The organism is Roseivirga thermotolerans, from assembly GCF_014653175.1.
Lineage (GTDB): Bacteria > Bacteroidota > Bacteroidia > Cytophagales > Cyclobacteriaceae > Roseivirga > Roseivirga thermotolerans.
This window is the reverse complement of sequence record NZ_BNAG01000006.1, coordinates 19,644-44,038: the sequence shown is the minus strand read 5'-3', so window position 1 is coordinate 44,038 and position 24,395 is coordinate 19,644. Positions and strand designations below refer to the sequence as shown.

At 44.8% G+C, this 24,395-nt stretch carries 22 protein-coding genes; 15 read left to right on the top strand and 7 right to left on the bottom strand.

Annotated features, from left to right (window positions below; translation table 11 throughout):
* Positions 1–44 precede the first annotated feature (44 nt).
* The 15 genes from IE164_RS17860 (at position 45) to IE164_RS17790 (ending at position 18,223) form a co-directional block, all read left to right on the top strand.
* Complete coding sequence (locus IE164_RS17860; RefSeq protein ID WP_189631645.1) at positions 45–1,694, top strand: S41 family peptidase; 1,650 nt, start codon at positions 45–47, stop codon at positions 1,692–1,694.
* 40 nt (positions 1,695–1,734) lie between these two features.
* Positions 1,735–2,226, top strand: a complete 492-nt coding sequence (locus tag IE164_RS17855; protein ID WP_189631644.1) for a nuclear transport factor 2 family protein — start codon at positions 1,735–1,737, stop codon at positions 2,224–2,226.
* Positions 2,227–2,368: 142 nt separating this feature from the next.
* Positions 2,369–2,779 (top strand): HYC_CC_PP family protein, encoded by a 411-nt coding sequence (locus tag IE164_RS17850; RefSeq protein WP_189631643.1) that lies wholly within the window; start codon positions 2,369–2,371, stop codon positions 2,777–2,779.
* 175 nt (positions 2,780–2,954) lie between these two features.
* On the top strand, positions 2,955–6,704 hold the full coding sequence (locus IE164_RS17845; RefSeq protein ID WP_189631642.1) for an efflux RND transporter permease subunit: 3,750 nt from the start codon (positions 2,955–2,957) through the stop codon (positions 6,702–6,704).
* Positions 6,701–7,411, top strand: a complete 711-nt coding sequence (locus tag IE164_RS17840; RefSeq protein ID WP_189631641.1) for an acetolactate decarboxylase — start codon at positions 6,701–6,703, stop codon at positions 7,409–7,411. Before IE164_RS17845 ends, IE164_RS17840 begins: the two co-directional genes overlap by 4 nt.
* Complete coding sequence (locus IE164_RS17835; RefSeq protein ID WP_189631640.1) at positions 7,408–8,640, top strand: TolC family protein; 1,233 nt, start codon at positions 7,408–7,410, stop codon at positions 8,638–8,640. The genes IE164_RS17840 and IE164_RS17835 overlap by 4 nt, the downstream gene beginning before the upstream one ends.
* Positions 8,637–9,227, top strand: coding sequence for a DUF2911 domain-containing protein (locus tag IE164_RS17830; protein ID WP_189631639.1), 591 nt, complete (start codon positions 8,637–8,639; stop codon positions 9,225–9,227). Before IE164_RS17835 ends, IE164_RS17830 begins: the two co-directional genes overlap by 4 nt.
* A gap of 2 nt (positions 9,228–9,229) precedes the next feature.
* Positions 9,230–10,447, top strand: a complete 1,218-nt coding sequence (locus IE164_RS17825; protein ID WP_189631638.1) for an exo-alpha-sialidase — start codon at positions 9,230–9,232, stop codon at positions 10,445–10,447.
* Positions 10,447–12,213 carry an efflux RND transporter periplasmic adaptor subunit gene (locus tag IE164_RS17820; RefSeq protein WP_189631637.1) on the top strand — a complete coding sequence of 589 codons (1,767 nt, stop codon included), beginning with the start codon at positions 10,447–10,449 and terminating at the stop codon, positions 12,211–12,213. The genes IE164_RS17825 and IE164_RS17820 overlap by 1 nt, the downstream gene beginning before the upstream one ends.
* Before the next feature lie 18 nt (positions 12,214–12,231).
* Positions 12,232–12,705 (top strand): DUF3347 domain-containing protein, encoded by a 474-nt coding sequence (locus IE164_RS17815; RefSeq protein ID WP_189631636.1) that lies wholly within the window; start codon positions 12,232–12,234, stop codon positions 12,703–12,705.
* A gap of 85 nt (positions 12,706–12,790) precedes the next feature.
* On the top strand, positions 12,791–13,354 hold the full coding sequence (locus tag IE164_RS17810) for a helix-turn-helix domain-containing protein (protein ID WP_189631635.1): 564 nt from the start codon (positions 12,791–12,793) through the stop codon (positions 13,352–13,354).
* 90 nt (positions 13,355–13,444) lie between these two features.
* Positions 13,445–14,179: a heavy-metal-associated domain-containing protein gene (locus tag IE164_RS17805; protein ID WP_189631634.1), complete on the top strand. Its 735-nt coding sequence runs from the start codon at positions 13,445–13,447 to the stop codon at positions 14,177–14,179.
* Between the two features lie 21 nt (positions 14,180–14,200).
* The gene (locus IE164_RS17800) at positions 14,201–16,198 is read left to right on the top strand and encodes a copper-translocating P-type ATPase (protein ID WP_189631633.1); all 1,998 of its coding nucleotides are present in this window, start codon (positions 14,201–14,203) and stop codon (positions 16,196–16,198) included.
* A 325-nt stretch (positions 16,199–16,523) separates the two neighbouring features.
* On the top strand, positions 16,524–17,282 hold the full coding sequence (locus IE164_RS17795) for a DUF6503 family protein (protein ID WP_189631632.1): 759 nt from the start codon (positions 16,524–16,526) through the stop codon (positions 17,280–17,282).
* Between the two features lie 5 nt (positions 17,283–17,287).
* Complete coding sequence (locus IE164_RS17790; RefSeq protein WP_189631631.1) at positions 17,288–18,223, top strand: carbon-nitrogen hydrolase family protein; 936 nt, start codon at positions 17,288–17,290, stop codon at positions 18,221–18,223.
* 43 nt (positions 18,224–18,266) lie between these two features.
* On the opposite strand, the gene IE164_RS17785 is transcribed toward IE164_RS17790, so the two are convergent.
* The 7 genes from IE164_RS17785 to IE164_RS17755 all read right to left on the bottom strand — a co-directional run bounded on the left by IE164_RS17785 (position 18,267) and on the right by IE164_RS17755 (position 24,303).
* Positions 18,267–19,214, bottom strand: a complete 948-nt coding sequence (locus IE164_RS17785) for a cupin domain-containing protein (RefSeq protein ID WP_189631630.1) — start codon at positions 19,212–19,214, stop codon at positions 18,267–18,269.
* 85 nt (positions 19,215–19,299) lie between these two features.
* A complete protein-coding gene (locus tag IE164_RS17780; protein ID WP_189631629.1) occupies positions 19,300–20,142 on the bottom strand; it encodes a LytR/AlgR family response regulator transcription factor in 843 nt (280 codons plus the stop codon).
* A 200-nt stretch (positions 20,143–20,342) separates the two neighbouring features.
* Positions 20,343–20,954 (bottom strand): LolA family protein, encoded by a 612-nt coding sequence (locus IE164_RS17775; RefSeq protein ID WP_189631628.1) that lies wholly within the window; start codon positions 20,952–20,954, stop codon positions 20,343–20,345.
* 141 nt (positions 20,955–21,095) lie between these two features.
* The gene (locus IE164_RS17770; RefSeq protein ID WP_189631627.1) at positions 21,096–22,061 is read right to left on the bottom strand and encodes a DUF4097 family beta strand repeat-containing protein; all 966 of its coding nucleotides are present in this window, start codon (positions 22,059–22,061) and stop codon (positions 21,096–21,098) included.
* A gap of 23 nt (positions 22,062–22,084) precedes the next feature.
* Positions 22,085–22,882 carry a HEAT repeat domain-containing protein gene (locus IE164_RS17765; RefSeq protein ID WP_189631626.1) on the bottom strand — a complete coding sequence of 266 codons (798 nt, stop codon included), beginning with the start codon at positions 22,880–22,882 and terminating at the stop codon, positions 22,085–22,087.
* Between the two features lie 5 nt (positions 22,883–22,887).
* Complete coding sequence (locus tag IE164_RS17760; RefSeq protein WP_189631625.1) at positions 22,888–23,757, bottom strand: DUF4097 family beta strand repeat-containing protein; 870 nt, start codon at positions 23,755–23,757, stop codon at positions 22,888–22,890.
* Between the two features lie 6 nt (positions 23,758–23,763).
* The gene (locus IE164_RS17755; protein ID WP_189631624.1) at positions 23,764–24,303 is read right to left on the bottom strand and encodes an RNA polymerase sigma factor; all 540 of its coding nucleotides are present in this window, start codon (positions 24,301–24,303) and stop codon (positions 23,764–23,766) included.
* Positions 24,304–24,395: the final 92 nt, after the last annotated feature.

Below are 24,395 nucleotides of genomic sequence, written 5' to 3'. Positions count from 1 at the left end.
GTTTTTGACAGGTTTATCTATTTTTGCCGATTAAATTCTTTATTGTGAGCGATTACAAAAACTCTTCATATCATATCAGGCTTCCTATTTTACTCACCGTGGCTGTGCTGGCCGGAGTTCTCATTGGAGCCAATTTTGCCGAACCAAAGGCTAATAGAAAGTATCAGGCTTCTATTCAGAAGTTTACCCAGCTGATGGAGTACATCGAAAATGACTATGTAGACTCTGTGAATACGGCAAGCCTGCTGGAAGAAACCATAGAAACCATACTCGATAAGCTCGACCCTCACACGGTGTACATTCCGCCAAAAGATGCCGAACTGGCCCAGTCGCAGCTCAGAGCCACTTATGACGGTATTGGGGTTGAATTTAATTTACTGCGCGATACCCTCTATGTGGTGACACCTCTTTCCGGAGGACCCTCTGAGAAAGCCGGTATTCAGGCGGGAGATAAAATTGTAACGGTAGATGGTGAAAATATTGCCGGTATAGGGCTCAATAACCGCATGGTTTTCGATATGCTCCGGGGGCCTAGAGGTTCTCAGGTAACCGTTGGGGTAGTACGAAAAAATGAAGATGAAATTCTCGAGTTTGAGCTCACCAGAGGAGCAATTGCCCAAACATCACTCGATGCCAGCTACATGATTGATGATAAAATTGGGTATATCAAAGTAAATCGTTTTGCAGAAAGCACCTACAGGGAGTTTAAAGCCGCACTCACTGAACTCAAAACCAAGGGTATGACTCAACTTATTTTGGACCTTCAAAATAACTCGGGAGGCTATATGAGTGCTGCCATAGGTATTTCCGATGAATTTCTCGGAGAGAATGCACTCATTGTAAGCCAAAAAGGACAAAGCGCAAAGTATGATAGTGAAGCTCGAGCCACCAAAGACGGAGCTTTTCAGGAAGGAGCCCTTATGGTACTCATTAACGAAGGTTCGGCCTCAGCCTCAGAAATTGTAGCGGGAGCTTTACAAGACAATGACAGAGCACTTATTGTTGGTAGAAGATCGTTCGGCAAGGGCCTTGTTCAATTACCCTTCGACCTTAACGATGGTTCCGAATTACGCATGACCATCGCCCGGTATTACACCCCAAGCGGCCGCTCCATTCAAAAACCTTACGAAGACGGTGAAGAAACCTACAACAATGACTACTACGACCGCTATGTTTCGGGAGAATTGTTCTCTCAAGACAGTGTGCACTTCGATGAAAACCTGGCTTATGAAACCACCGGAGGCCGTACCGTTTATGGTGGAGGTGGAATAATGCCAGACTACTTTGTGGGGCTGGACACTACCGATAACAGCGCTTATGTGAACCGCCTGGTGGCCAACAATACGATAAGAGAGTATACGCTGGACTTCCGCGACAACCACCCTGAGCTAAAAAACCAATCAGCAGAGGAGTTTCTAGCTACATTTGACGTTACAGAAAGCATGCTCAAAGAAGTGGTTGCCCTTGGAGAAAAAAATGGAACTCGTTTTAACCAAAGGCAATTCAACAAGTCCAAAGATTTGATGAAATACCTGATTAAGGCTCGCATTGCCCGCGAGATCTATGGCGATGACAACGCATTCTACAAGGTCTTTAACCAAACCAATGAAATTTATCGCGAAGCTATAGACCTTTTTAAAAATCCTGAAAAGCTCAAAGAAAAGTCGAGCGGTGTTCTTTTGCAGAAAATGTAAAAGAACACCGGACTTCCATCGTTGTCGATAAAAAACAGGCATGAAAAGATTTTTACTCTGCACATTACTTCTTTGCTCTTCACCGCTGTGGGCTCAAACCGAAACAGACTCCATCAATCGAGATGTGTGGTACAACTTCATGCAGGCCTATCAGGATTTAGATGCCAGCCTTTTTAATCAGATTCACACCAATGACGTGATTCGTGTGGCAATAGACGGAAACCTATTGCTTGTTGGCCAACAGTATAAAGATCAGAATCTTGAAAATTTTAACCGTTGGAATCAAACCCGGGTGAAACAAAAAATAGAGTTTAGTTTTATCAGCAGAATCCAATCGGGTCTCTGGGCACACGAAACAGGCATTTATAAGCTTACCCGTTTTACAGATTCAGGATCTCAATCATATTATGGTAAGTTTCAGGTAATGCTCAAAAAAGTAGGTGATCGCTGGAAAATCTACATGGACTCTGATACCAACGAAGGAGGTAAGGTTGGTGAATCAGATTTTCAAAAAGGCGATATCTTGAGGTAATACCCCTTTCGACAGCAATCCTGATAGACCAATCTTAATAATACGGATACAATTGTTGTACGGCTCTGCCCCCCCCACTTCAACACATCCGAGCCTCCCAATCCAAACACTTTTTCAAAACATCCGTATATTTGCACAGTTCGTGAAAAAAACGGTTACCATAGGACTTACCATGCTATACCTGATAACATCCGTTGGGTTGTTATTTGGCCAACACCTATGCATGGGACGTGTGCAGGAAAAAGCCATCTTCAAAAAGGTGGAGTTTCGATGCGGCATGAGCATGGAAATGCACAAAGGAATGGAAGACTGTTGTGACGATGAGTGGACCCTTGAAATTGTTGATGACGAGCAACAAGTTACAGCCTTCCAAAAGGCTCCGCTGGCCAGCTATCATTTACTATTCGAAACCGGCTTCTCAGACCCTCTACTTTCTGCGGGAATTCACTTGAACGAACAGACTATTTTTGACACAGGCCCTCCAGAGGTAATACACCCCGACCTGTACCTTTTCTACCACAATCTCAAAATCCCTTCTGGTTTACAATCCTAAGGCGAAACCCTGTTCGTCATTCAGAAAGGGAAACAACAATCTGTTAGAGGTTCTATTCACTATTGTGCTGTTTGTTCCCTGCCGTTGAGCAATTTGTGCTGAATGATCATTGAATGGGTTCGCCAATCCTCATTGCTAAATGCAAAATTCAACTACGGATTGTAACACCAACAAAATGATCAATAACCTAATTAAATTTTTCTTGTATAACCGACTGGTAACTTTTCTGTTACTCGTGGTTCTCCTGGCCTGGGGGGTAGTAACCGCTCCGTTCGATTGGACAATAGGACTCCCCAAAGACCCTGTGCCTGTTGATGCTATTCCGGATATCGGTGAAAACCAACAAATCATTTTCACCGAATGGCCCGGCCGATCGCCTCAAGATATTGAAGATCAGATCACCTACCCCCTCACCTCTACCCTACTGGGACTTCCCGGTGTAAAAACCATTCGAAGCACCAGCATGTTTGGCTTTTCCTCTATCTACGTGATCTTCGAAGATGGTGTGGAATTTTATTGGAGCAGGAGCCGCATTTTAGAAAAACTAAACGCTCTTCCCAAAGGGTTGCTTCCTGAAGGAGCCCAACCCGCCTTAGGGCCAGACGCTACGGCTTTAGGACAGATATTTTGGTATACCATAGAGGGAAGAGACAAGAATGGCCGGCCGGTAGGCGGCTGGGATCCTCACGAAATTCGCACCGTGCAGGACTATACTGTAAAGTATGCCCTTAACTCAGCCACCGGAGTTTCTGAGGTGGCCTCTGTCGGTGGTTTTGTGAAAGAATATCAGGTAGACATAGACCCAATTGCCATGAAAGGTTTTGGGGTGACTCTTGCTGAAATTGCTCGCGCTATTAAAGAAAGTAACCAGGATATTGGTGCCAAAACCATGGAAATAAACCAGGCTGAATACCTTGTACGCGGGCTGGGTTATGTAAAGAAACTAGAAGACCTGGAAAATGCGGTAGTAAAATCGGTTAACAACACTCCGATTCGAGTAAGGGATGTAGCCTTTATTTCTATAGGGCCGGCCTCCAGAAGAGGAGCTTTAGACAAATCGGGAGCAGAAGCCGTTGGCGGTGTTGTGGTGGCCCGCTATGGTTCTAACCCCATGGAGGTCATTAAAAATGTGAAGAAAAAGATTGAAGAAATAAGCCCCGGTCTTCCCAGCAGGGTATTGGCCGATGGCACTGAATCTAAACTCACTATTGTACCGTTTTATGATCGCACTCAGCTAATCAAAGAAACCATTGGTACGCTGGAAGAAGCCTTGACACTGGAAATCATAATCACCATCGTAGTGGTTTTGGTTATGCTTCTCAACCTAAGAGCATCGGTACTTATATCTTCCTTACTGCCAATAGCCGTACTCATGTGCTTTATTGCCATGCGCTATTTGGGGGTAGACGCCAATATTGTTGCCCTATCGGGCATAGCCATTGCCATTGGCACTATGGTAGACGTAGGCATTGTTCTCACTGAAAACATTAGCCGCCATCTGGATATGGACAAAAAACAGCGGCTTGTAGACCTAATCTTCGAAGCCAGTAAAGAAGTGGCTCCGGCTATTATTACGGCCGTAATGACCACGGTCATTAGCTTTATCCCGGTATTTACACTAGAAGCAGCAGAAGGCAAACTGTTCAGACCTCTGGCCTATACCAAAACATTTGCCCTGGTCGCTGCTATTTTGGTAGCCTTACTCATTCTTCCCACACTTGCCTATTGGTTTTTTGGCTTCAAACCCCGAAATGAGAAAATAAAACTGCTCATCAACACCATGATTGTTATAGTGGGTAGTGTGGCACTTTTCAAAAGCATGTGGCTCTCCGGCTTTGTACTCATTGGTGTTGGAGGCTGCAACATAGCAAGACAGATCTGGCCAGCCAGCCGAAACTATCTGAAACACGCTACATTGATTATTTTCCTTATTGCAGTCACCCTCCTGTTGAGCGAGGAATGGCTACCGCTGGGAGTTAAAGGTGGAGGAATAGCCAATTTTATTTTCGTGGCTCTCATAATAGGTATCACTCTGGGCAGCTTTAGCCTATTTATTAAACTCTATCCAACAATTCTCAACTGGACCTTACGCCACAGACGCGTTTTCCTAGTGCTTCCCACAGCAATCGTGTTGTTTGGAGTAACCGTATGGCTGGGCTTCGATAGAGTATTTGGGTTTGTACCCAAACTATTTGGTGCGGAAATAAGAACCAACTCCGTCTATGTAAAGCTTAATCATAGCCTGCCGGGTATAGGCAAGGAGTTTATGCCAGCTCTCGATGAAGGGGCTTTTCTTCTAATGCCTACTTCAATGCCCCATGCGGGCCTGGAACAAAACAAGGAAGTGCTCAAACTTTTAGACATGGCTGTCACGGCTATTCCCGAGGTAGAATCTGTGGTGGGTAAGTTGGGGCGTAGTGAAAGTGCCCTCGATCCTGCTCCCATTTCCATGTATGAAAACGTAATCAACTATAAGAGTGAGTATAAGACCGATGCGAATGGCCGAAGATTACGCTTTAAAACTGAGAATGGAGAGTTTGTAAGAGATGCAGCCGGTGAACTGATTCCCGATGCTAACGGAGAATATTACCGGCAGTGGAGAGATGAAATTCAGTCGCCAGACGATATCTGGAAAGAAATTGTGAAAGCCACTGAACTTCCCGGAGTTACATCGGCACCTAAACTACAACCTATAGAAACACGCTTGGTAATGCTACAGACCGGTATGCGTGCACCAATGGGCATAAAAGTAAAGGGGCCTGACCTGGAAACCATTGAGCAGTTTGGTTTACAACTGGAAGACGTTCTCAAGCAAGTGCCTTCTGTAAAGTCTGAAGCTGTTTTTGCAGAGCGCATAGTAGGAAAACCATATATGCTTATTGACTTGAAACGCGAAAACCTGGCTCGCTATGGGCTAACAATTAGCGAAGTGCAAGATCACCTGCAAGTGGCCGTTGGGGGCATGAAGCTCTCAACAACTGTAGAAGGGCGTGAGCGCTACCCCATTCGGGTTCGTTATCCGAGAGAGCTGCGCAACAACCCTGAAGCTTTACAAAATATACTCATTCCCTTACGCAACGGGCAAAGTATACCATTGGGAGAACTGGCCGAAATAGACTATACCCGAGGCCCTCAAATGATAAAAAGTGAGGACACATTTCTGGTGGGTTACGTAATTTTCGACCGGCAACCCGGACAGGCCGAAGTACAAGTTGTACAAGATGTTCGCAACCTTATAGACCAGAAACTGGCCAGCGGAGAACTCGTACTTCCTGCCGGAGTATCGTATGAATTTGCAGGCAGTTACCAAAACCAGATAAGAGCTGAGGCCAGACTGAGTATAGTGATTCCCATTGTGCTGGTTGTCATTTTTCTCATTCTGTACTTTCAGTTCAAATCAGTACCGGTATCGCTTATGGTCTTTAGTGGAGTAGCGGTTGCCTTTGGCGGAGGCTTTCTCATGCTTTGGCTCTACGGCCAGGAAAGCTTCCTCAACTTTAGTCTGTGGGGTACAAATATGCGCGATCTGTTTCAGATTCATCCGGTAAACCTAAGCGTAGCCGTTTGGGTAGGGTTTATCGCCCTTTTTGGTATTGCTACAGACGATGGTGTGCTTATGGCCACATACCTCGATCAGTCTTTCGACACCGAAAAACCACTTTCTAAGGAACAGATCAGAAAGCGGGTTATTGAAGCAGGTATGAAAAGAGTGCGCCCTTGCCTGATGACCACCGCCACCACACTATTGGCACTGCTCCCAATTTTAACGAGCACCGGCCGCGGGTCAGATGTAATGGTACCCATGGCCATACCTTCATTTGGAGGAATGCTCATTGCTCTAATAACTCTCTTTGTAGTTCCAGTGCTCTACTCCTACTACAAAGAGGTTCAGATCAAGTTTCAACCCAAAAACACCGAGCTATGAATACAGCAGCAAGAATTGTAATCATTAGCCTTGGGTTTGCGGCCTGTAGCCAGCCTCTGATCAATGACGCGGAAGTTTATGGCAACCTTAGGCAAATCATGCAGCAAAATCAGTTGCAGGCAAGGGTTAAGAGCAACGATTTAACCATCAATGAAAACAGCTATGCCCTGGGAGCCATGGCAGATCTGGAGGGCGAACTCATGATTTATGAAGGAGAAGTTTGGAGCTCGGTAGCACAACACGACTCCGTGCTGCTCACTAAGCCACATCATTTTGAGGCAGCCCTTCTGGTAAAAAGCCAGGTGAATGATTGGGAAGAAGTACAAATCTCCAAACCGCTTAGCTCCATGAAAGAACTGGAACAACAACTGGCCCAACTAATTGAAGAAAGACAAGCCACAGAGCGCATTGTTCCTTTTCGGATTGAGGGCGAAATAGCCCACATGGACTGGCATGTAATAAATGCCAAAGAAGCTACAGGTTCTGGTCACGATGCCTATCGGGAAGCTGGTTTTTCAGGAACCACCGACAACCAGACTGTAAAGATTTTGGGCTTTTATTCGCGCAACCATGAAGGCATATTTACTCACCACGGCAGTTTTCTGCATATGCATTTTATAAAGGCAGATGAGGCCATGGGCCATGTGGATGCATTGAGCACCAAGCTCCCTGTAACTATCTATTTACCTAAAAATCCAATCCCATGATCAGGCCAATACTAACACTTTATTTATTGCTCAGCACTTTAGTTCTTTCCGGTCAGAGTCTGGAAGGTTATTGGAAAATGGCTGCGGAAAACAACCCAAGCCTAAAAGCCAGCTTTAATAAATACCTTGCTGCTCTTGAAAGAGTAGACCAGCAAGGAAGCCTGCCCGATCCAAACCTGAGCTTCGGTGTTTTCATTTCTCCGGTAGAAACCCGTGTGGGTGCGCAGAGACTCCGCATGTCTGTCAGCCAGATGTTCCCGTGGATGGGCACTTTGGAAGAGCGCAAAACCATGGCCGTGCGGTTAGCCGAAGCCAGTTTTGCGGAGTTCGAAGAGGCCAGAAATGCATTATTCCTAAAAGTTTCAGAAACCTGGCTTCAACTCCTTGAGCTGGAAAAAGAAATAGCGCTTTCCAAGGAAAACCTAAAGCTTCTCAGAAGTTATGAACCCATTGTTAAAACCAAGTATGAAGCCAACCTGACTTCACTAGCCGACCTCATAAGGGTTCAAATTCGCATTGAAGAAGCGAGTACGCAGCTCACACTTCTCGAGCTACGGAAGACTCCGCTCATTAGCGACTTTAACACCTATTTGAATCGGCCCGTGGACACCCCGGTTATCCTTACGGAAACCCTGCCGGTCAACTCAGAAGCTTCTGTTGATTCGGTTTTAGTTAAAAACCCCAAGGTTATTCAAAACCAATACTTACAGCAAGCCGCACAGAGCCAACTCAAGTTGAGCCAACTCAAGCGAAAGCCATCGCTTGGAGTAGGTTTAGACTATGTATTCGTGAGTGAACGCACCGACATGGCGGTTGCCGACAATGGTAAGAACATTATTATGCCCATGGTGAGCATGAGTCTACCCATATTCGGCAAAAAGAACAAAGCTCAAATTAAAGAAGCCGAGCTAATGCAGGAAAGCCTTCAACATGAAGCTGTTGGCATAAAAAACACGCTTAAAAATGAATGGACAAAAGCCACATACCTTGAACAATCGGCCGAAAAGGAACTACAGCTCTATGCCAGCGAAATCGGCAATACCAAAGCATTGCTGAATGTTCTCACAAGCGAGTATAGCAACAACAGCAGCAACTTTGAAGAGTTGCTTATGACACAACAGCGACTTCTGCAATTACAAATTGCTGAGGCCAGGTCACAAACCAGGCAACAGAGATCGCAATTAATAAAACAGTATTTATCAGGCAATTTTTTACCCTTAAACCCATGAAAAGAACAACACTAACGTTTTTAATAATCTGCATAATGGCCATAGTGTCCTGCAAGAAAAGCGCAGAAACACAAAACACAGAAAACCATGCGGAGCATCAGCAACCGGAAACCTCCACACCCAACACCAAAAGCCCTCCGGTCACAGCCATGGGCAATATTGGAGAAACGCATGTGCACATTTCCTACCACTCACCACGAGTGAGAGGGCGAAATATTTTTGGAGGTTTAGTAGCCTACGGAGAAGTATGGGTAACCGGAGCACATAAAGCTACCACTGTAGACTTCTCTACCAATGTACGTATCGGAGACTCCCTTATTGAAAGTGGAAAGTACGCCCTGTTTACCATTCCCGGTCAGGAACAATGGACCATTCTGTTAAACAAAAATTACGATCAGCACCTGGCCGATGAATATGACCCCGAGCTTGACGTGCTCCGCTATGTAACTCAGGCCGAAACCATTACTCACACTCAAGAAGAGCTTTTATACCAGGTTCAGGAAGGAGACCATGAGGGAAGCATCATCATTAGCTGGGCCAACGTAAAAGTGAGCCTGCCCATTCAAACCATCGCAAAAGAGCAGTAACAATGAAAAATCTAATCGTAGTACTCATCGCATGCACAGCAATTCTGGCTAGTTGTTCTAACCCACAGGAAACACCCTTGGTAGAGCCGCTTGCCCTCCCCACTCAAAACAGCTCTAGCCTGCCACGGCTGTTTACCAATGCAAAGGGAGAAACCTTTTTGTCTTGGGTAGAGCGCAATCCTGAAAAAGTTGCAAAGCTCTACTTTTCTAAGTTGAAAGATGGCCAATGGCAAAGCCCCCGGCTCATTGCCGAAGGAAGCAATTGGTTTATTAACTGGGCCGACTTCCCATCAGTTATAGAAAACAATGAGCTAATGGCCGCCCATTGGCTACAAAAGAGCGAGAAAGGCACCTATGACTATGACATACAGGTAGCCTTCTCCAACAACAGTGGCAACAACTGGCAAGCGCCCATTACACCACATAAGGATGGTATTTCTGCCGAACATGGTTTTGTAACCATGCTGCCTCTGGAAGACCAAAAAACCTTTGTGACCTGGCTCGATGGTAGAAATACTAAAGGAGACCATGCTAAAGACGGTGGCCATGGAGGAGCAGGAGCTATGACACTTCGCGCAGCCATCTTTGATAGCGAAGGAGAGACTCTGGAAGAATGGGAGCTAGACGACCGGGTTTGCGATTGTTGTCAAACAGCAGCCGCACAAACCAAGGATGGACTTGTGGTGGTTTACCGTGACAGGTCAGAAGGAGAAATCCGCGACATGTCGGTAGTACGCTATGTAAATGGCGAATGGACCAAACCTCAACCCCTAAAAGTAGAAATGTGGGAAATGCCTGCATGCCCGGTAAATGGCCCTTCCATAACAGCCCAAGGAAATCAGCTCGCTGTGGCGTGGTTTATGGCAAAAGGCGGATACCCCGAGGTTAAGCTGGCCTTCTCACAAGACGGTGGGGCCACTTTTGGCGAAGCTGTGGTGGTGAGTCATGGTACTACCAACGGCAGAGTGGGCACAACCACCCTCAACAATGGCAACGTACTGGTAAGCTGGCTGGAAACCGCTGACGATACCGCTAAGATAATGTTAGCCAAATACGATAAAACCGGCACACTACTCAAACGCATGACCATCGCAGAAACTTCGGCTGCCAGAGCCAGTGGATTCCCGGTACTCACCAGCAATGGAGAAGACATATACATGGCCTGGACCCAGGCCGATGAACAGACAAGCATTAAGACAGCCAAAGTCAATTTCGAATAATGAAAACAGACAGAAAAACCGTATTTATAGCCCTTGGCACCCTCGTTGTAGGGTTGCTTTTGGGGGCACTATTCTTTGGAGGAGGTGGCCATAGTGCCTCTTCTCCGGAATTGGCCACTGAAGAACACTCCCATCCTGAATCAGGCCTGTGGACATGTTCTATGCACCCCCAGGTTCGACAGTCCGAACCAGGCTCCTGCCCTTTCTGCGGAATGGACCTTATTCCGGTAAGCGAAGGCGGAAATGATGACAACCCCAGAGTTCTCAAAATGTCCAATGCCGCTCAGGCACTAGCCGACATTCGTACAGAAGTGGTAGGCAGTTCAGTAGCCTCGGCCTCCCTGAGTATAAACGGGCGAATAAAGGCCGATGAACGTAGGGTTCAGACCCAAACCACTCACTTTGGCGGAAGAATAGAAAAGCTCTATAAAAACTTTGAGGGGGAATACGTGAAGAAGGGTGAGAAGGTGGCATCCATTTATTCACCACAACTGGTAGCAGCTCAGAATGAACTGCTCGAAGCCAAAAAGCTGGCCTCTACCAACCCGGCCCTTCTTGAAGCCGCCCGAAAGAAACTCAAGTACTGGAAGATCACCGATGAACAAATAGCGGCTATTGAAGCTTCCGGAGAAGCCATGCGCAACATCGACCTGTTATCCAACTACGAGGGCATTATCCTCAAAAAACTAGTTAACAATGGAGATCACCTTATGGAAGGTGGAGCGCTTTACCAAATAGCCGACCTCACCACCGTATGGGCTATTTTTGAGGTATATGAAAAAGACCTGGGTAAAGTAAAGCTAGGCGACAAAGTAACTTTTAGCCCCAACGGCATTAATCAAAACTTTGAGGCCACCATCAACTTTATTGCACCATCAGTAGAAAGCAACAGCCGCATCATAGAGGTTAGAGCCGATGTACCCAATGGCAATGGACGTCTTAAACCCGATATGTTCATTAAAGCACAAATAAAGGCAGTTGCATCGAATGAGCTGAGCATTCCACGTTCGGCTGTGCTATGGACGGGCAAACGTTCGGTTGTCTATGTAAAGCTGGCCAATAATGAAGGTTTCGAACTACGCGAGGTAGAACTAGGCAATGCAATAGATAATCACTATCAGGTAATTGAGGGGCTGAAAGCCGGAGAAGAAGTAGTGGTTAATGGCACATTTACGCTCGATGCAGAAGCCCAGCTAAAAGGAAAAATAAGCATGATGGCTCCTTCAGAGTCGAGTGCCTCTGACCACAAAAACGGTTTTCAGGAAATTGAACTTCCAGGCACTATAAATTACATAGAGTCTACCCCAAGAAGCTTCAAAAATCAGCTTCAAAGCCTGACCAAGGCCTACTTAACCCTGAAAGACGCCATGGTAGAAGGCTTGCCAAGCTCCATTCAGGTACAAAGTCAGAAGGTTTCCGAAGCACTCAAAAAAACAGATATGAGCCTGTTGAAAGGCGATGCCCACATGCACTGGATGACCTTATTGGAACCCATGCAGCAGAGCTTATCAGACATAAACAGTTCCGACAACAGAGACCAGCAACGCTTACAGTTTATAAATCTTTCTAAAGCCCTTATCAATGCCATAGAATCGTTTGGAACAACCATGGAAAGCCCTTTGTACGTTCAGTTTTGCCCCATGGCCAATAACGACAAAGGCGCCACCTGGGTATCGGCTCAGGAAGAAATCATAAACCCCTACTTCGGAGACATGATGCTCCGTTGTGGCAATGTTGAATACACTATAGAAAACAATCCAAATTAATTTCAAACTATACATTTAATGAAAAAGTTAATCGTAACACTTACCATCATTGGTCTTATGAGTGCCTGTGGAGGCAAAACCGAACAAAATTCCTCTACTTCGACTCCAAAAGCCGAGCAAAAGAAAGCACCTGTAGAAGCCTACCTAAGCTTAAAAGATGCTTTGGTGGCTACCAACAGTGAAGAAGCGGCAGAAGCAGCAAAGGCTTTTATGGCAGTTACAAAAGATGAAAGGCTAGTATCTCCCTTAAAGCAGATTGCCGCTACCTCAGAGGTAGAAGATCAGAGAAAAGCCTTTGAGACTCTCTCCATGGCCATGTATGAAATCGTAAAAGCAGGAAACTCAGAAACCGTCTTGTATAAGCAGTACTGCCCAATGGCCTTCAACAACAAGGGAGCCTATTGGCTGGCAGCAGAATCGGAAGTAAACAACCCCTACTTTGGTGATGTAATGCTACACTGCGGCCGCGTTGAGGAAACCATTAACCAATAGATAAACCCAGGCTGTGCCGGGCGAAATCAAGGTATGCAATCACCATATTGCCATTACCTTGTAGCATCGGCACAGCTGCTTTTTCATGATTATTACCGTAAAGCATATGGTGTGTAACCGCTGTATAAAAGCGGTTGAAGAGGCCCTCGGTCAAAAGTGGGACTCTTCTAGCTATCGGGTTCGTCTGGGGCAAATAGAGTGGAAAACTGCTCTCAACCCGGAAGACCTCGAAACTATAGACAAACTGCTCAGCAAGCACGGCTTTGAGTTGGTAGAAGATGAAAAAAGCAGAAAAGTAGAATGGATTAAACAACTGATCATAAATGAGGTACACCACCAGGCCGCACAAAAGCCAACCGGGGTCAACTTCTCAGAGTTTATCAGTAAAACAATCGGTCACGACTATTCCTACCTAAACGACCTGTTTTCCAGTATTGAGGGTAAAACCATAGGCCAGTACGTTACTCTCCAAAAGATTGAAAAGGCCAAAGAGCTCCTTGTTTATGGAGAGATGAGCCTGGCACAAATTGCCGATCAACTGGAATACAACAGCGCCCAATACCTGTCGGCCCAGTTTAAAAAAACAACAGGCCTTACTCCTTCCCGATTCAAGTCTTTTGGCCAACGCAGACCTATAGACAAAGTATAGGTATCAGGAAAAGTTATATATCGGCACCCAAATAGTGTAAGGCTTGGTTGGAGCAAAGGCCACACCTTTGTAACACAAAATGAGCAACTCATGAAAAAGCAACTGACTATTACGGGAATGACATGCGAAGGCTGCAAAGCCACAGTAACCCGAAATATTAAAAAATTACCCGGTGTTCAAACCGTATCGATAAACCTGAGCAATGGCCAAACCATTGTTGATGCCAATCTCATATACAGTGAAGACGAGATTCAGGAAGCTATCGGAAAAGATTCAAAATACCAGATTGTAAGACAAGAAACCAACCTGCGTTCTTCATCAGCCCCTCAGTCAACTACAGCAACCAAAGGATTCTTTGCCACCTACAAACCTCTGTTGCTCATAGTGGTATTTATTGCCGGGGTAAGTGTGCTGGCTCAGGCTGGGCAACACGGTAGCATTGACTGGAGTCTTTGGATGCGCCACTTTATGGCCGGATTCTTTATTGTTTTCTCATTCTTTAAACTCCTGAATCTGGAAGGTTTTGCTAACAGCTACCGCATGTACGATATTGTAGCTGCTCGCTGGAAGGGCTGGGGATACATATACCCATTTGTAGAACTGGCCTTAGGAATTGCTTACCTCATTCATTTTAACCCAACAATTACCAACCTTACCACAGTTATAGTATTGGGAGTAAGCTCTATTGGAGTAATAAAAAGCAATCTGGACAAACGAAAGATTAAATGTGCCTGCCTTGGAGATGTTTTCAACCTCCCCATGAGCAAAGTCACCATTATAGAAGACCTCACCATGGTAGGTATGGCAGCCATCATGTTGGCCTGATTCAACCTATTCTATTGAGTTATGAAAGATCACCGACAAGAAGAACACAAACATCATGAGCATGAACAGCATCACGATCATTCAGCAATGATCAATGATTTTAAACGCAGATTCTTTGTTTGCCTGATTCTGGGCCTGCCGGTAATTGTGTTATCGCCCATGATTCAGGAGATACTGGGTTATTCTCTGAGTTTCGAAGGGAGCACATACCTTTCTGCAGGACTCTCCAGTTTTATATTTTTCTACGGTGGCTGGCCATTTTTAACGGGTTTGGTTAGCGAACTCAAAGAAAAACAACCGGGTATGATGACCCTTATTGCCATAGCCATTACCACTGCCTGGGCCTACAGCACTGCTGTGGTTTTCGGTTTAGAAGGCAAAATATTCTACTGGGAGTTGGTCTCTCTCATTGCCATTATGCTCCTGGGCCACTGGCTGGAAATGAAATCTGTAATGGGTGCTTCAAAGGCCCTGCAAAAACTTGCAGAGTTAATGCCCGACCATGCTCATAGAATTACTGACGATGATATTGAAGATGTAAAAACAACACAACTGCAGAAAGGAGACCTCATTTTAGTAAAACCCGGTGAAAAAATACCGGCCGATGGAACGGTCAAAGAGGGTGAAAGCGAACTGGATGAGAGTGCACTAACCGGAGAAAGCAAGCCAATAACTATTGGCCCGGGTCAGGAGGTAAAAGGAGGAGCCGTTAATCTGGATGGTTCCTTAAGAATAGAGGTTCTTTCTACCGGAGAAGAGAGCTATCTCAATAGGGTAATAAAACTGGTTGGTGACGCGCAACAGGTGAAATCAAAAACTCAGACTTTGGCAAACAAAGCCGCAGGTATTCTGGCCTACGTGGCCATCATAGCCGGAGCCATCACCTTGCTGGTTTGGTGGCAGCTCTCCGACAAAGATTTTAGTTTTGCACTGGAACGCATGGTTACCGTAATGATTATCACATGCCCTCATGCACTGGGGCTAGCCGTACCATTAGTTTCAGCCATCTCCACAGCTATTTCGGCCAAAAACGGACTACTCATTAGGAATAAATCGGCTTTCGAGTCTGCCCGAAAAATAGACACCGTGGTGTTCGACAAAACAGGTACTTTAACCAAAGGTGAGTTTGAAGTACAAACCCTAAAAGTAACCGACAATTCGCTAAGCAATGAAGAGCTATTGGCCATAGCCTATGCTCTGGAGCAAGAATCGGAACACCCCATAGCACGCGGCATTGTTAAGGAAGCAAAAAAACAGTCAGTTAAAGCCGTAAAAGTCACAGACTTTTCGGCTCAAAAAGGAAAAGGTGTAGAAGCCAGGATTGAGGGGATAAAACATGCCATTGTAAGCCCCGGCTACCTAAAAGAAAATAATATTGATATGCCCAATGAGGCCACTGAACAAAAAGGCACCATTGTATTTGTGATTCGGGAAAACAGCCTTTTGGGCTACGTGGCACTCGATGATACCATTAGAGAGGAAAGCTATCAGGCTATTGAAGAACTCAAAAGCAAAGACATAGAAGTACTAATGGCTACTGGCGACAATGAAAATACCGCAAAACAAGTGGCCGAAGCCATAGGGTTGGACGGTTACCACAGTGGAGTACTCCCCCATGAAAAATCAGAGATTATAGAGCGATTGCAAAAAGATGGCAAGTTTGTAGCCATGACAGGCGATGGAGTAAACGATGCTCCGGCCTTGGCCAAGGCCAATGTGGGAATTGCCATTGGCTCGGGAACTGATATTGCGGCAGAAACAGCCGACATTATTTTGACCGAAAGCAGACCCAGCGATGTGGTACGTTTAATCACCTTTGGAAAAGCCACCTATCAAAAAATGATACAAAATCTGGTTTGGGCCACCGGCTACAATGTGTTCGCCATTCCTCTGGCCGCAGGCATATTGTACAATCAAGGGATAATGATTTCTCCGGCACTCGGAGCAGCCTTAATGAGTCTCTCTACAGTAATATGTGCACTGAACGCTCAAAGCTTAAAATGGTCGATAAAAAAATAATTGCTCTAACAATTCTAAATTTTTTATAAAAATTGAATTTTTCTAATAGATAGTAAAACCAAAACGTAAAGTTTATAGTTTATTCTACGAATGATTTGGTGAAGTTAATTTTTTGCTATTACTTCGAATTGTCTAAGAAATTTAAGACACCTGGAGGTTCCAATCCTCTGGTATTGTGTGTGTTTATTGGCCATCCCGAGAGATCGGGATGGTTTTTTTATACCCACTGGCACACCAATGTCTTTCCCCTACCATTCCCAGAGTTTTTAAAGTTCATCATTGAACTTATCGTTAAATTGAGGCGTAAATCCGCAAAAGATAATTCATGAAAAAATACCTGATTATTCTTCTTTTATTCTTTTTTGCTGTGTTGGCCTGCCAGAAGAACAGCCAGAACCAAGGGCCAATGGAACAGCAGGTGGTGGACAAGGCCATTGCTTTTCATGGCATGGAACAACTAAACAATTCTTCTTTTTCGCTCACCTTCAGAGAAATGGATTACACCTATACAATGAGAGACGGGCGATACAAATATACACGCACCCAAACCGATTCTCTCGGCAGAGAAGTAGTAGATATTTTGACCAATGAAGGACACTTGAGGCTCACCAATGGCGACACGACAGAAGTTACTGAAGAAAAGAGTGCCGCCTATTCTCGCTCAGTCAATTCGGTGATTTACTTTTTCAGACTACCCTTTGGGCTTAATGATGATGCTGTAATTAAGTCATACCAGGGAACTACGGACATTAAAGGAAAAACCTACCATGAAGTGCGCATTACCTTTAAGCAAGAAGGCGGTGGCGAAGACTTTGACGATGTGTTTTTGTATTGGTTCGATACGGAAGACTATCGAATGGACTACATGGCCTATCTGTATCATACCGATGGAGGCGGTTTGAGATTTAGAGAAGCCATTAACCAACGAAGAGTAGAAGGTGTGCTTGTGCAAGACTACATCAATTACAAACCGGCCGATGAGTCGATAGACATCAATACAATTGATGAATTGTTCGAGGCGGGAGAGCTGGAAGAGCTTTCGCGAATCATCAATGAGCAGGTACAAATCCGCTTCAACCCCTAACAGGCATGAAAAAGTCCGTACGAATAGGCATTGTGCAATCGGCTCCAAGCTACCTGAATGTAGAGGAGTCTATGCGAAAAGTAGAGAAGCTTTTGCGCGAAGCCTCCGAAAAGGGTGCGCAATTGGTCACCTTTGGTGAAACGTGGTTTACGGGCTATCCTGCTTGGATAGATTACTGCGATGAATACGCCAAGTGGGACTTTAAACCTACTAAAGAGGTTTTTGCCAAAACATATGAAAACAGCCTTGACGTGAAGGGCAAAGAAGTAGCCACCATTGGCCAATGGGCTAAAGAACTTGGGCTGGTGATTGTAATGGGCATAAACGAGAAAGTGACTAGTGGACCTGGCAACGGCACTATTTACAACAGTTTACTTACTTGGAATGAACATGGAGAGCTAGTGAACCATCATCGAAAATTAATGCCTACCTACACCGAAAGACTCATTTATGGTCATGGCGATGGCCATGGGCTTAAGGCTGTAGAAACACAAGTAGGAAGGATTGGTGGTTTAATTTGCTGGGAGCATTGGATGCCTCTAACGCGACAAACCATGCACAATTCTGGCGAACACATTCATGTGGCGGTATGGCCCAAAGTTCATGAAATGCTTCAGATTGCCACCAGATCTTATGCCTTTGAGGGTAGATGTTTTGCCGTTGGTGTGGGGCAAATTATGCGAGTTAAAGATATTCCGGCCGAGCTCACCTTACCTTTAGAATTGCAGAACAAACCCGACCATATGCTGCTCAATGGTGGCAGCTGCATTGTAGGCCCGGATGGTCATTATGTAATGGAACCGATTTGGGACAAAGAAGGTGTTTTTGTTCAGGAAGTAAATCTTACACGGTGCTATGAAGAACGCATGGCTCTGGATGTAACAGGCCACTACCAAAGAAATGATGTATTCGAGCTAAAGACAAACACCAAAAGACAGTGAGCAGCCTCCGCCTTGAGTCCGGAGGCCGCCCTTAGGCCAATGTTTAATTTTTGTCGCCTTGTTTTACCCGGGTTTCATTCTCTTGGTAAAAGGCGTATTCCTGCTCTAAAAAGCCAATGTAAGATTGCCCCCAAACATAATCTATGTTGTCTCCAAAAAGCACTAACACTCCCTCAAGCGGCTCTTCATAAGGGTTATACAGTTTATGTTGAATGTATGGGGGCACAAAAAAGCTCATCCCTTTATCAATATCCATTTCCTCTCCATTCACCACTGCTTTGCCCTTGCCGCTGGTAATAATAAAAAGGTTGGGTACCTGGCTCGATTGGATGTCCTCTTCAGCGTTGGCCACTTTCATTTGCCCCAAACTAAACCAGCCAATGCGCTTGTCTTTCATGGTGTATAGCGATACCATCATAGCTCCATGGGTTTCCATAGACTTATCACGGCCAAAGGGAGTTACCTCACCATTCCCTTTCTTCCAAAAATGCTCCATGGTTAAATAGGCCAGGGCCGTTTCGCCCTGCCCGGAACTAAAACCTTCCATATCGGCTACACCAAATAGAGGCTGTGGATCTGACTCACGGGTACGCATGCTGGCCGTTCCGGCAGTTAGCTCATTGGTGTAGAGACTTCTAAGGGTAGACATATCTGGGCAATGAAAGTACCACGTGGGCCGGCTGGGTTTGCCTTTTTCAACCGAAACGTTGTGTGGCCCCATTTCATGAAACGTGTATTTTTGACTTTTGCCTACCAGGTACCCTCTCTCATTCCTCTCTACTTTCACCGTCCACCAATCCTCTTCAACCTTAATTCCAAAATAGGCATTCATGGCCATGGGATCATCGGCATAGGCCTGAACGTAATCTCTAATCATGGCATCGGCCGACTGCCCAAAAACCGGAGCAGTTACCATAACACCGTGTAGCATAATAAAAGCCAATGCAACCATTGCCTTAGCTTTTAGGGGAAGTTGTATTCGTTTTTTCATGCTTAAAAAAACCGCCCCAAAGCACAAAGGGATGCCTAAAAAACAACGATTGTGGCGAAATTCTGCTATTTGTGGTGAGTGAGAGCTAGTGGACTATTTTGAACCTCCTTATGGCCTGAAGTACCACCTCTCGGTACGATCTGGAAACAGGAATCGGATGAGAGACACAAACCAGTCGCAGCTCTATGGACGAGTGACCAACAACCGAGTGGACGTTATGGAGGTTGACCACATAGGACCTATGACACCTCACTACTTCTGGATGACTGATCTGCCGAAAGATATTTGTTAGAGTACCTCTTACAAGCTTCTTCTTAACCTCATTTTGCTCCAGAAAGGAAAGCTCCACATAATTGTCATGTGCTTTGAGGCAAAGTAAATCTACCAACCTTACGGCAACCGATTCGTTGTTTCCGCTGCCTTTTACAGAAATAAACTCTTCTTTAGGCCCTTCTTCTCTGTTGGTTAGCATCTGCTCGTAGTCCGACTTGAGATTTCTAAATCGAAAGTAGCCAAGCACACCAGCCAGCGGAAAGATGAGCACCGAAGAGATTTGAAGAACAAAGCGCAAACCGCTAATAAATTTCCAGTCGTGCCAGCCTCCTATTAGATTATACAGTACAAAGTTTGACAGCCCCAACACCAACAGAAGCGCCAAATACCAGTATACAACAGCGGCAGTGCTCACTCTCTTAATACAATGCCTTTTGACCCAAAACTCCATGAGCACACACAAGAAAAAAGTGCTTGTGCCAAACTTTGCCATTTCTACAAGGAAGTGGGCCGTATAAGTAAAGCGGGGATTGTAGTTATGTATGCCAAATGGAAGAAAGGCCACCAGGAATATGTACAAAAAAAGTGGTGTAGCAATACAAACCGCCAACCGGTAGGGCTTTGAAAGAAAAAAATCGAGGTTAACCTTTTTCATAAGGTTTGGAGTCAATAGCCAGAGAATCCAAGCCTCCGGGTTTACATCTAAATTACTAAAGCCCTACACCAACTTGCCAAGAATGAGCAAAAAAATGCACCTGAACTTTTAGAAGTTATCTTTTTTAAAAAAGCCTGATACTCAGAGAGTATCAGGCCATAATCTTTAGATCGACATACAACGGTATTGGTCAACCCTTGTTACTTGCAACCTCTTCTTTCGTCTATCTTCTCGTAATACTCGGCAGGGTTTATACTAAAACTGGTGCCTGAAGTATTGGTAGAAAAGTTAGAAAAAGAATATTTGTGAGAAGTACCGAAATCGTCTACAGCAGTAATTGACGTAATGTTATTGCCACTAAACGCCACATGAACTTCTTTGTAAGCTGCTTCTGAAGATGGCTTAAGCTTTAATACAGAGCCTTCCATGGTTCCGCTATGGCCTGAACCAAAGAAGGTCATCATTGAACCAAAGTCTACTATGGCTTCAGTGTTTTGGCCGGGACAAAAGAACAATATCTGGGAGTGGTCTGGCTCCTTGGTTCCTACATACTCTGTTTTACCATCGTTGAGCCAGGTTTCGTTGGGGCCATATTTCAAAATGTATTTTGCGCCTTCAACCACCAACACGCCTTCCTGCACATTCTTAAAACCCATGTTATCGTTAATGGCCTCGTATACCACGTTTACCTTATAGTTGGGTATGTTGCCATACTTGTTGTACAACTCGTTGATCTTAGAAGAAGCATCTTGAGCTTGTACCGAGCCCACCATTAGCACAGCGAGCAGTAATGTTTTCAGTAGAGTTTTCATAAATCTGTGTTTCTAAAAAAAAAGATTAAAAGGAATGATAAAAGTTGAGTGGTTGGCTACTTTCATCGGCTGAGATAGATCAAAAATAAAAAAATCCTGTGAATAGCCATTCACAGGATCAAATTTGTGGTTTACCTCTATCTACTTCTTACGGATATAAATATTCCCGTTGGTAGTTTTCATCATTACTTCGGCACCTCCTCCATTGAGGTCGCCTTCAACCCAACTCTCGTACTTCATGCTAAATCCGCCTTTGTTATTTTTATTGCTAACCGGTTGGGCCTGCTTAATACTAAACGATTCAAAGTCTGTGAATATGTCTCTATTCGTTCTCATTTTTGCTGTGAACTTAGTACCGGTAGGCACACTTATATCTACATTTCCATTGTAGGTGCTAAAAGCCATAGGGGTTTCAGGAGTCACTTTGGCAAAAGTAACTTCGATAGCTCCATTGTAAGTCGAAGCGCTGGCAGAACCGCTAATATTGGTCAGCGTAATAGATCCGTTGTAGCTCTCCACATTAACCTCCCCGTTTACGCCTTCAATTACAATGTGGCCGTTGTTATAGGTTTCTGCTTTAATGTTGAAGTTTTTAGGTACCATTACTTCAAAATCTACCCGGTTGTTCCAGCCTTCACTTTCCAGCCTCACGGTGTTATTGTTTTCGGAAGCCTCCACATTAAAGCCCCCGCTACTCACCAGCCTCATCCCATTTTTAGACTCTCCTCGCTCCACCTTCTTTTCATACTTAATCATTTTCACTTTTACAGTGGGGCCGTCATAGCCTGTTACTTTCACTTTGCCATTTCGGTTGTCTAAATCCAGCTTTCCTCTTTCACCGGGTTTCGAAAGTGGTATTTCTATCTCTTGTGTATTCTGCTGGTACTCTATTTTTTTACCATTATGATCAAAGTCCATATCAAACTCAAAGTCAGATACAACACTATGAACCGCCCTTTCGGCTATGGCTTCTACTTCTGCTAACACTTGAGGATCTACCTTCACCTCCCAGTTTTTACTGGTCTTTACCTGCACATCCTGAGCCCAGGCTGCAACTCCCAAACTCATTACCATTGCCGCAGATAACATTTTTCTCACGTTTCTCATGATCTGTTTTTTTCTTTTTCTCTTTACATGATTTTATCCAAATTCTCACGAAGCGCTGATTTCACATCATCGGGTGTATTTTCAGCATTTAGAATAGGTTCAAAGGCCTTTACTGCCTGAGTTTCCTGCATATCCACCATCAATTCGGCCATCGCTACCAATACCAATGGAGATTGCTGCTGGTTAATACTTTTTATCAATCGTTCACGAATAGCCGAATCTTTGGCATAGTTGGCCAATGAAGCTAAGGCCGCCAGCCTCACATTGGTACTCTCATCGTTATTGAGTGTTAAAAACAGAGCATCGGTTACTTCTCGGTTTTTAGACACAAGCCCGTTGCTCATCTGCACGCCTTTCAGCCGTTGAGTCACCGACTGGTCTTCCAGCATGGTTTTCATCATTACCTCCTGCATACCAGCCATCTGATCGCTCAGCCTATTCAGTTGGCTGTTGTACACACTGCCTGTAAAAAGCCTGCCTAAAACAAGGCCCACCAACAGCACACAAAACCCAAAAGCAAACCGCCCCTTGGACGTGGCAAAGAAAAACCTTCCCAAGACACTCCATACATGCCGAAAGTCTTCTTTACCTTCTACCCTTCTTTGCTCGGCTGCCAACATTTGGTAAAAGTTAGAGCGCAGAGCATCTGTGGGCTCAGGCTTAGGAGTTGTTGCCATTTGTTGGCCCATAGTCCTGAGCTCGTTCACCTCCTGCATATCTATGAACCCCTGCTCCACATATTCTTCAAACTCACGCCTGCGTTCATCAGTCAGGGTTCCGTCCATATATTCTGTTATCAGAGACATATATTTCTCTTCCATCTCCGTCATTGTTTTCTTAAGTATACATCACCATTTAGCGTTTCAAACTCAAAAGTAGGCCCTCCGGATTTTCCATACTGGTAGCTGTTACTATTGGCTATTTTGTACTTTACTCCATTACCATCAGGAGCCTTGGTTACTTTGGGGGCCAGTTTGGCCGTAAATTCCAGGTCACTGTAAACCTCTCCCCACTGACTTTGAAAGCTAAATATTGCACTGGCATTTTCAGGCACTCTAATTTCTATGTCGCCATTTACTGTATTAAAGCTGCCAAACTCTTTTGGTAAGCTTTTGTAGTTTACTTCCAACTTTCCATTCACGGTCGATGCTTTGGTGTCGCTAGCCAGATTCTGCAAAGTCACATCGCCATTTACATTAGAAGCATACACATTGCCTTCCACGTTTTTCACCAACACACTGCCCTTGTTCACTGTAGAAAGCTTCACACTTATTCCCTTCGGCACCTTCACCGTAAAATCGAGCGTATACCAGTAGTTTTTATGCTCGCTCTTTCTGTTCCACTCCCAGCTACATTGCAGAGGGTCGGCCTTATCTTCCATTATATGATTAGGAGAAGACAAGAAGAGTTTCACAAACTCCGCCCCCTCCAGCACACCCAAACTCACTTCTTCCATACCAAGAGCAAGGTCTTCGTTGGTCTTTCCGTTCACTTGTTTTTTCACTACCACCTGCACCGCTTCTCCATCGTAAGCTTCTACTTCAACGCTGCCATTTATATTGCACACGCAAAACCAGAACTCAGCACTAGCATTGTTCACCGCAAATTGTTTCGTAATGGTTTCGGACTTACCCTGAGCCCACACATTGGCACCAACCAGCAAAGCCACCAGTACCATCCAATAATTCCTTTTCATTTCTTCTTATGGTTTTACAACCTCACATTCAAGTTTCTCATAGTTGGCCTTCAACTCTTTCAGTGCTCTAAAAATCCTCACCTTCACAGCACTTTCAGAGCAATCCAGAAGTTCAGCAATGTCGCTGTACTTCATTCCCTGATACTTACTCAATACCAATATTTCGCGTTTCTCTGCAGAAAGCCTTCTCATGGCTTTTTCCAGTAAATGACGCTCCTCACTGGCAATCTTAAAAGTCTCTGCATTGTCGTTGTCAGCATAATATTTGTCCGTTACGCTCACATCTTCCTTATATCCCAGACGCTTCTCCTTCTTATAGTAGTCGGCAAATAAATTCCGCGCCATATGAAATATCCAGGTAGAAAACTTACCGTCACCCTTATAGGTATGACGGTATTTGATGATTCTCACAAACACATTCTGCACAAGATCCTCGCTGGCGTTGCCATCAGAAGTCAGCCTATAGAAGAAACCATACAAAGGCCTGTTGTAGCGTTCGAATAATAGACCCAGCTGATCTAGCTGGCCAGCCTTAACCTTAAGCATTAATGTGTTGTCTGAGATTGAATCCAATGCTTCGTCTTAAGAATTCAGTGGGGGAAACTCAACTCGATTGAAATGGTTACATACAATTTAAG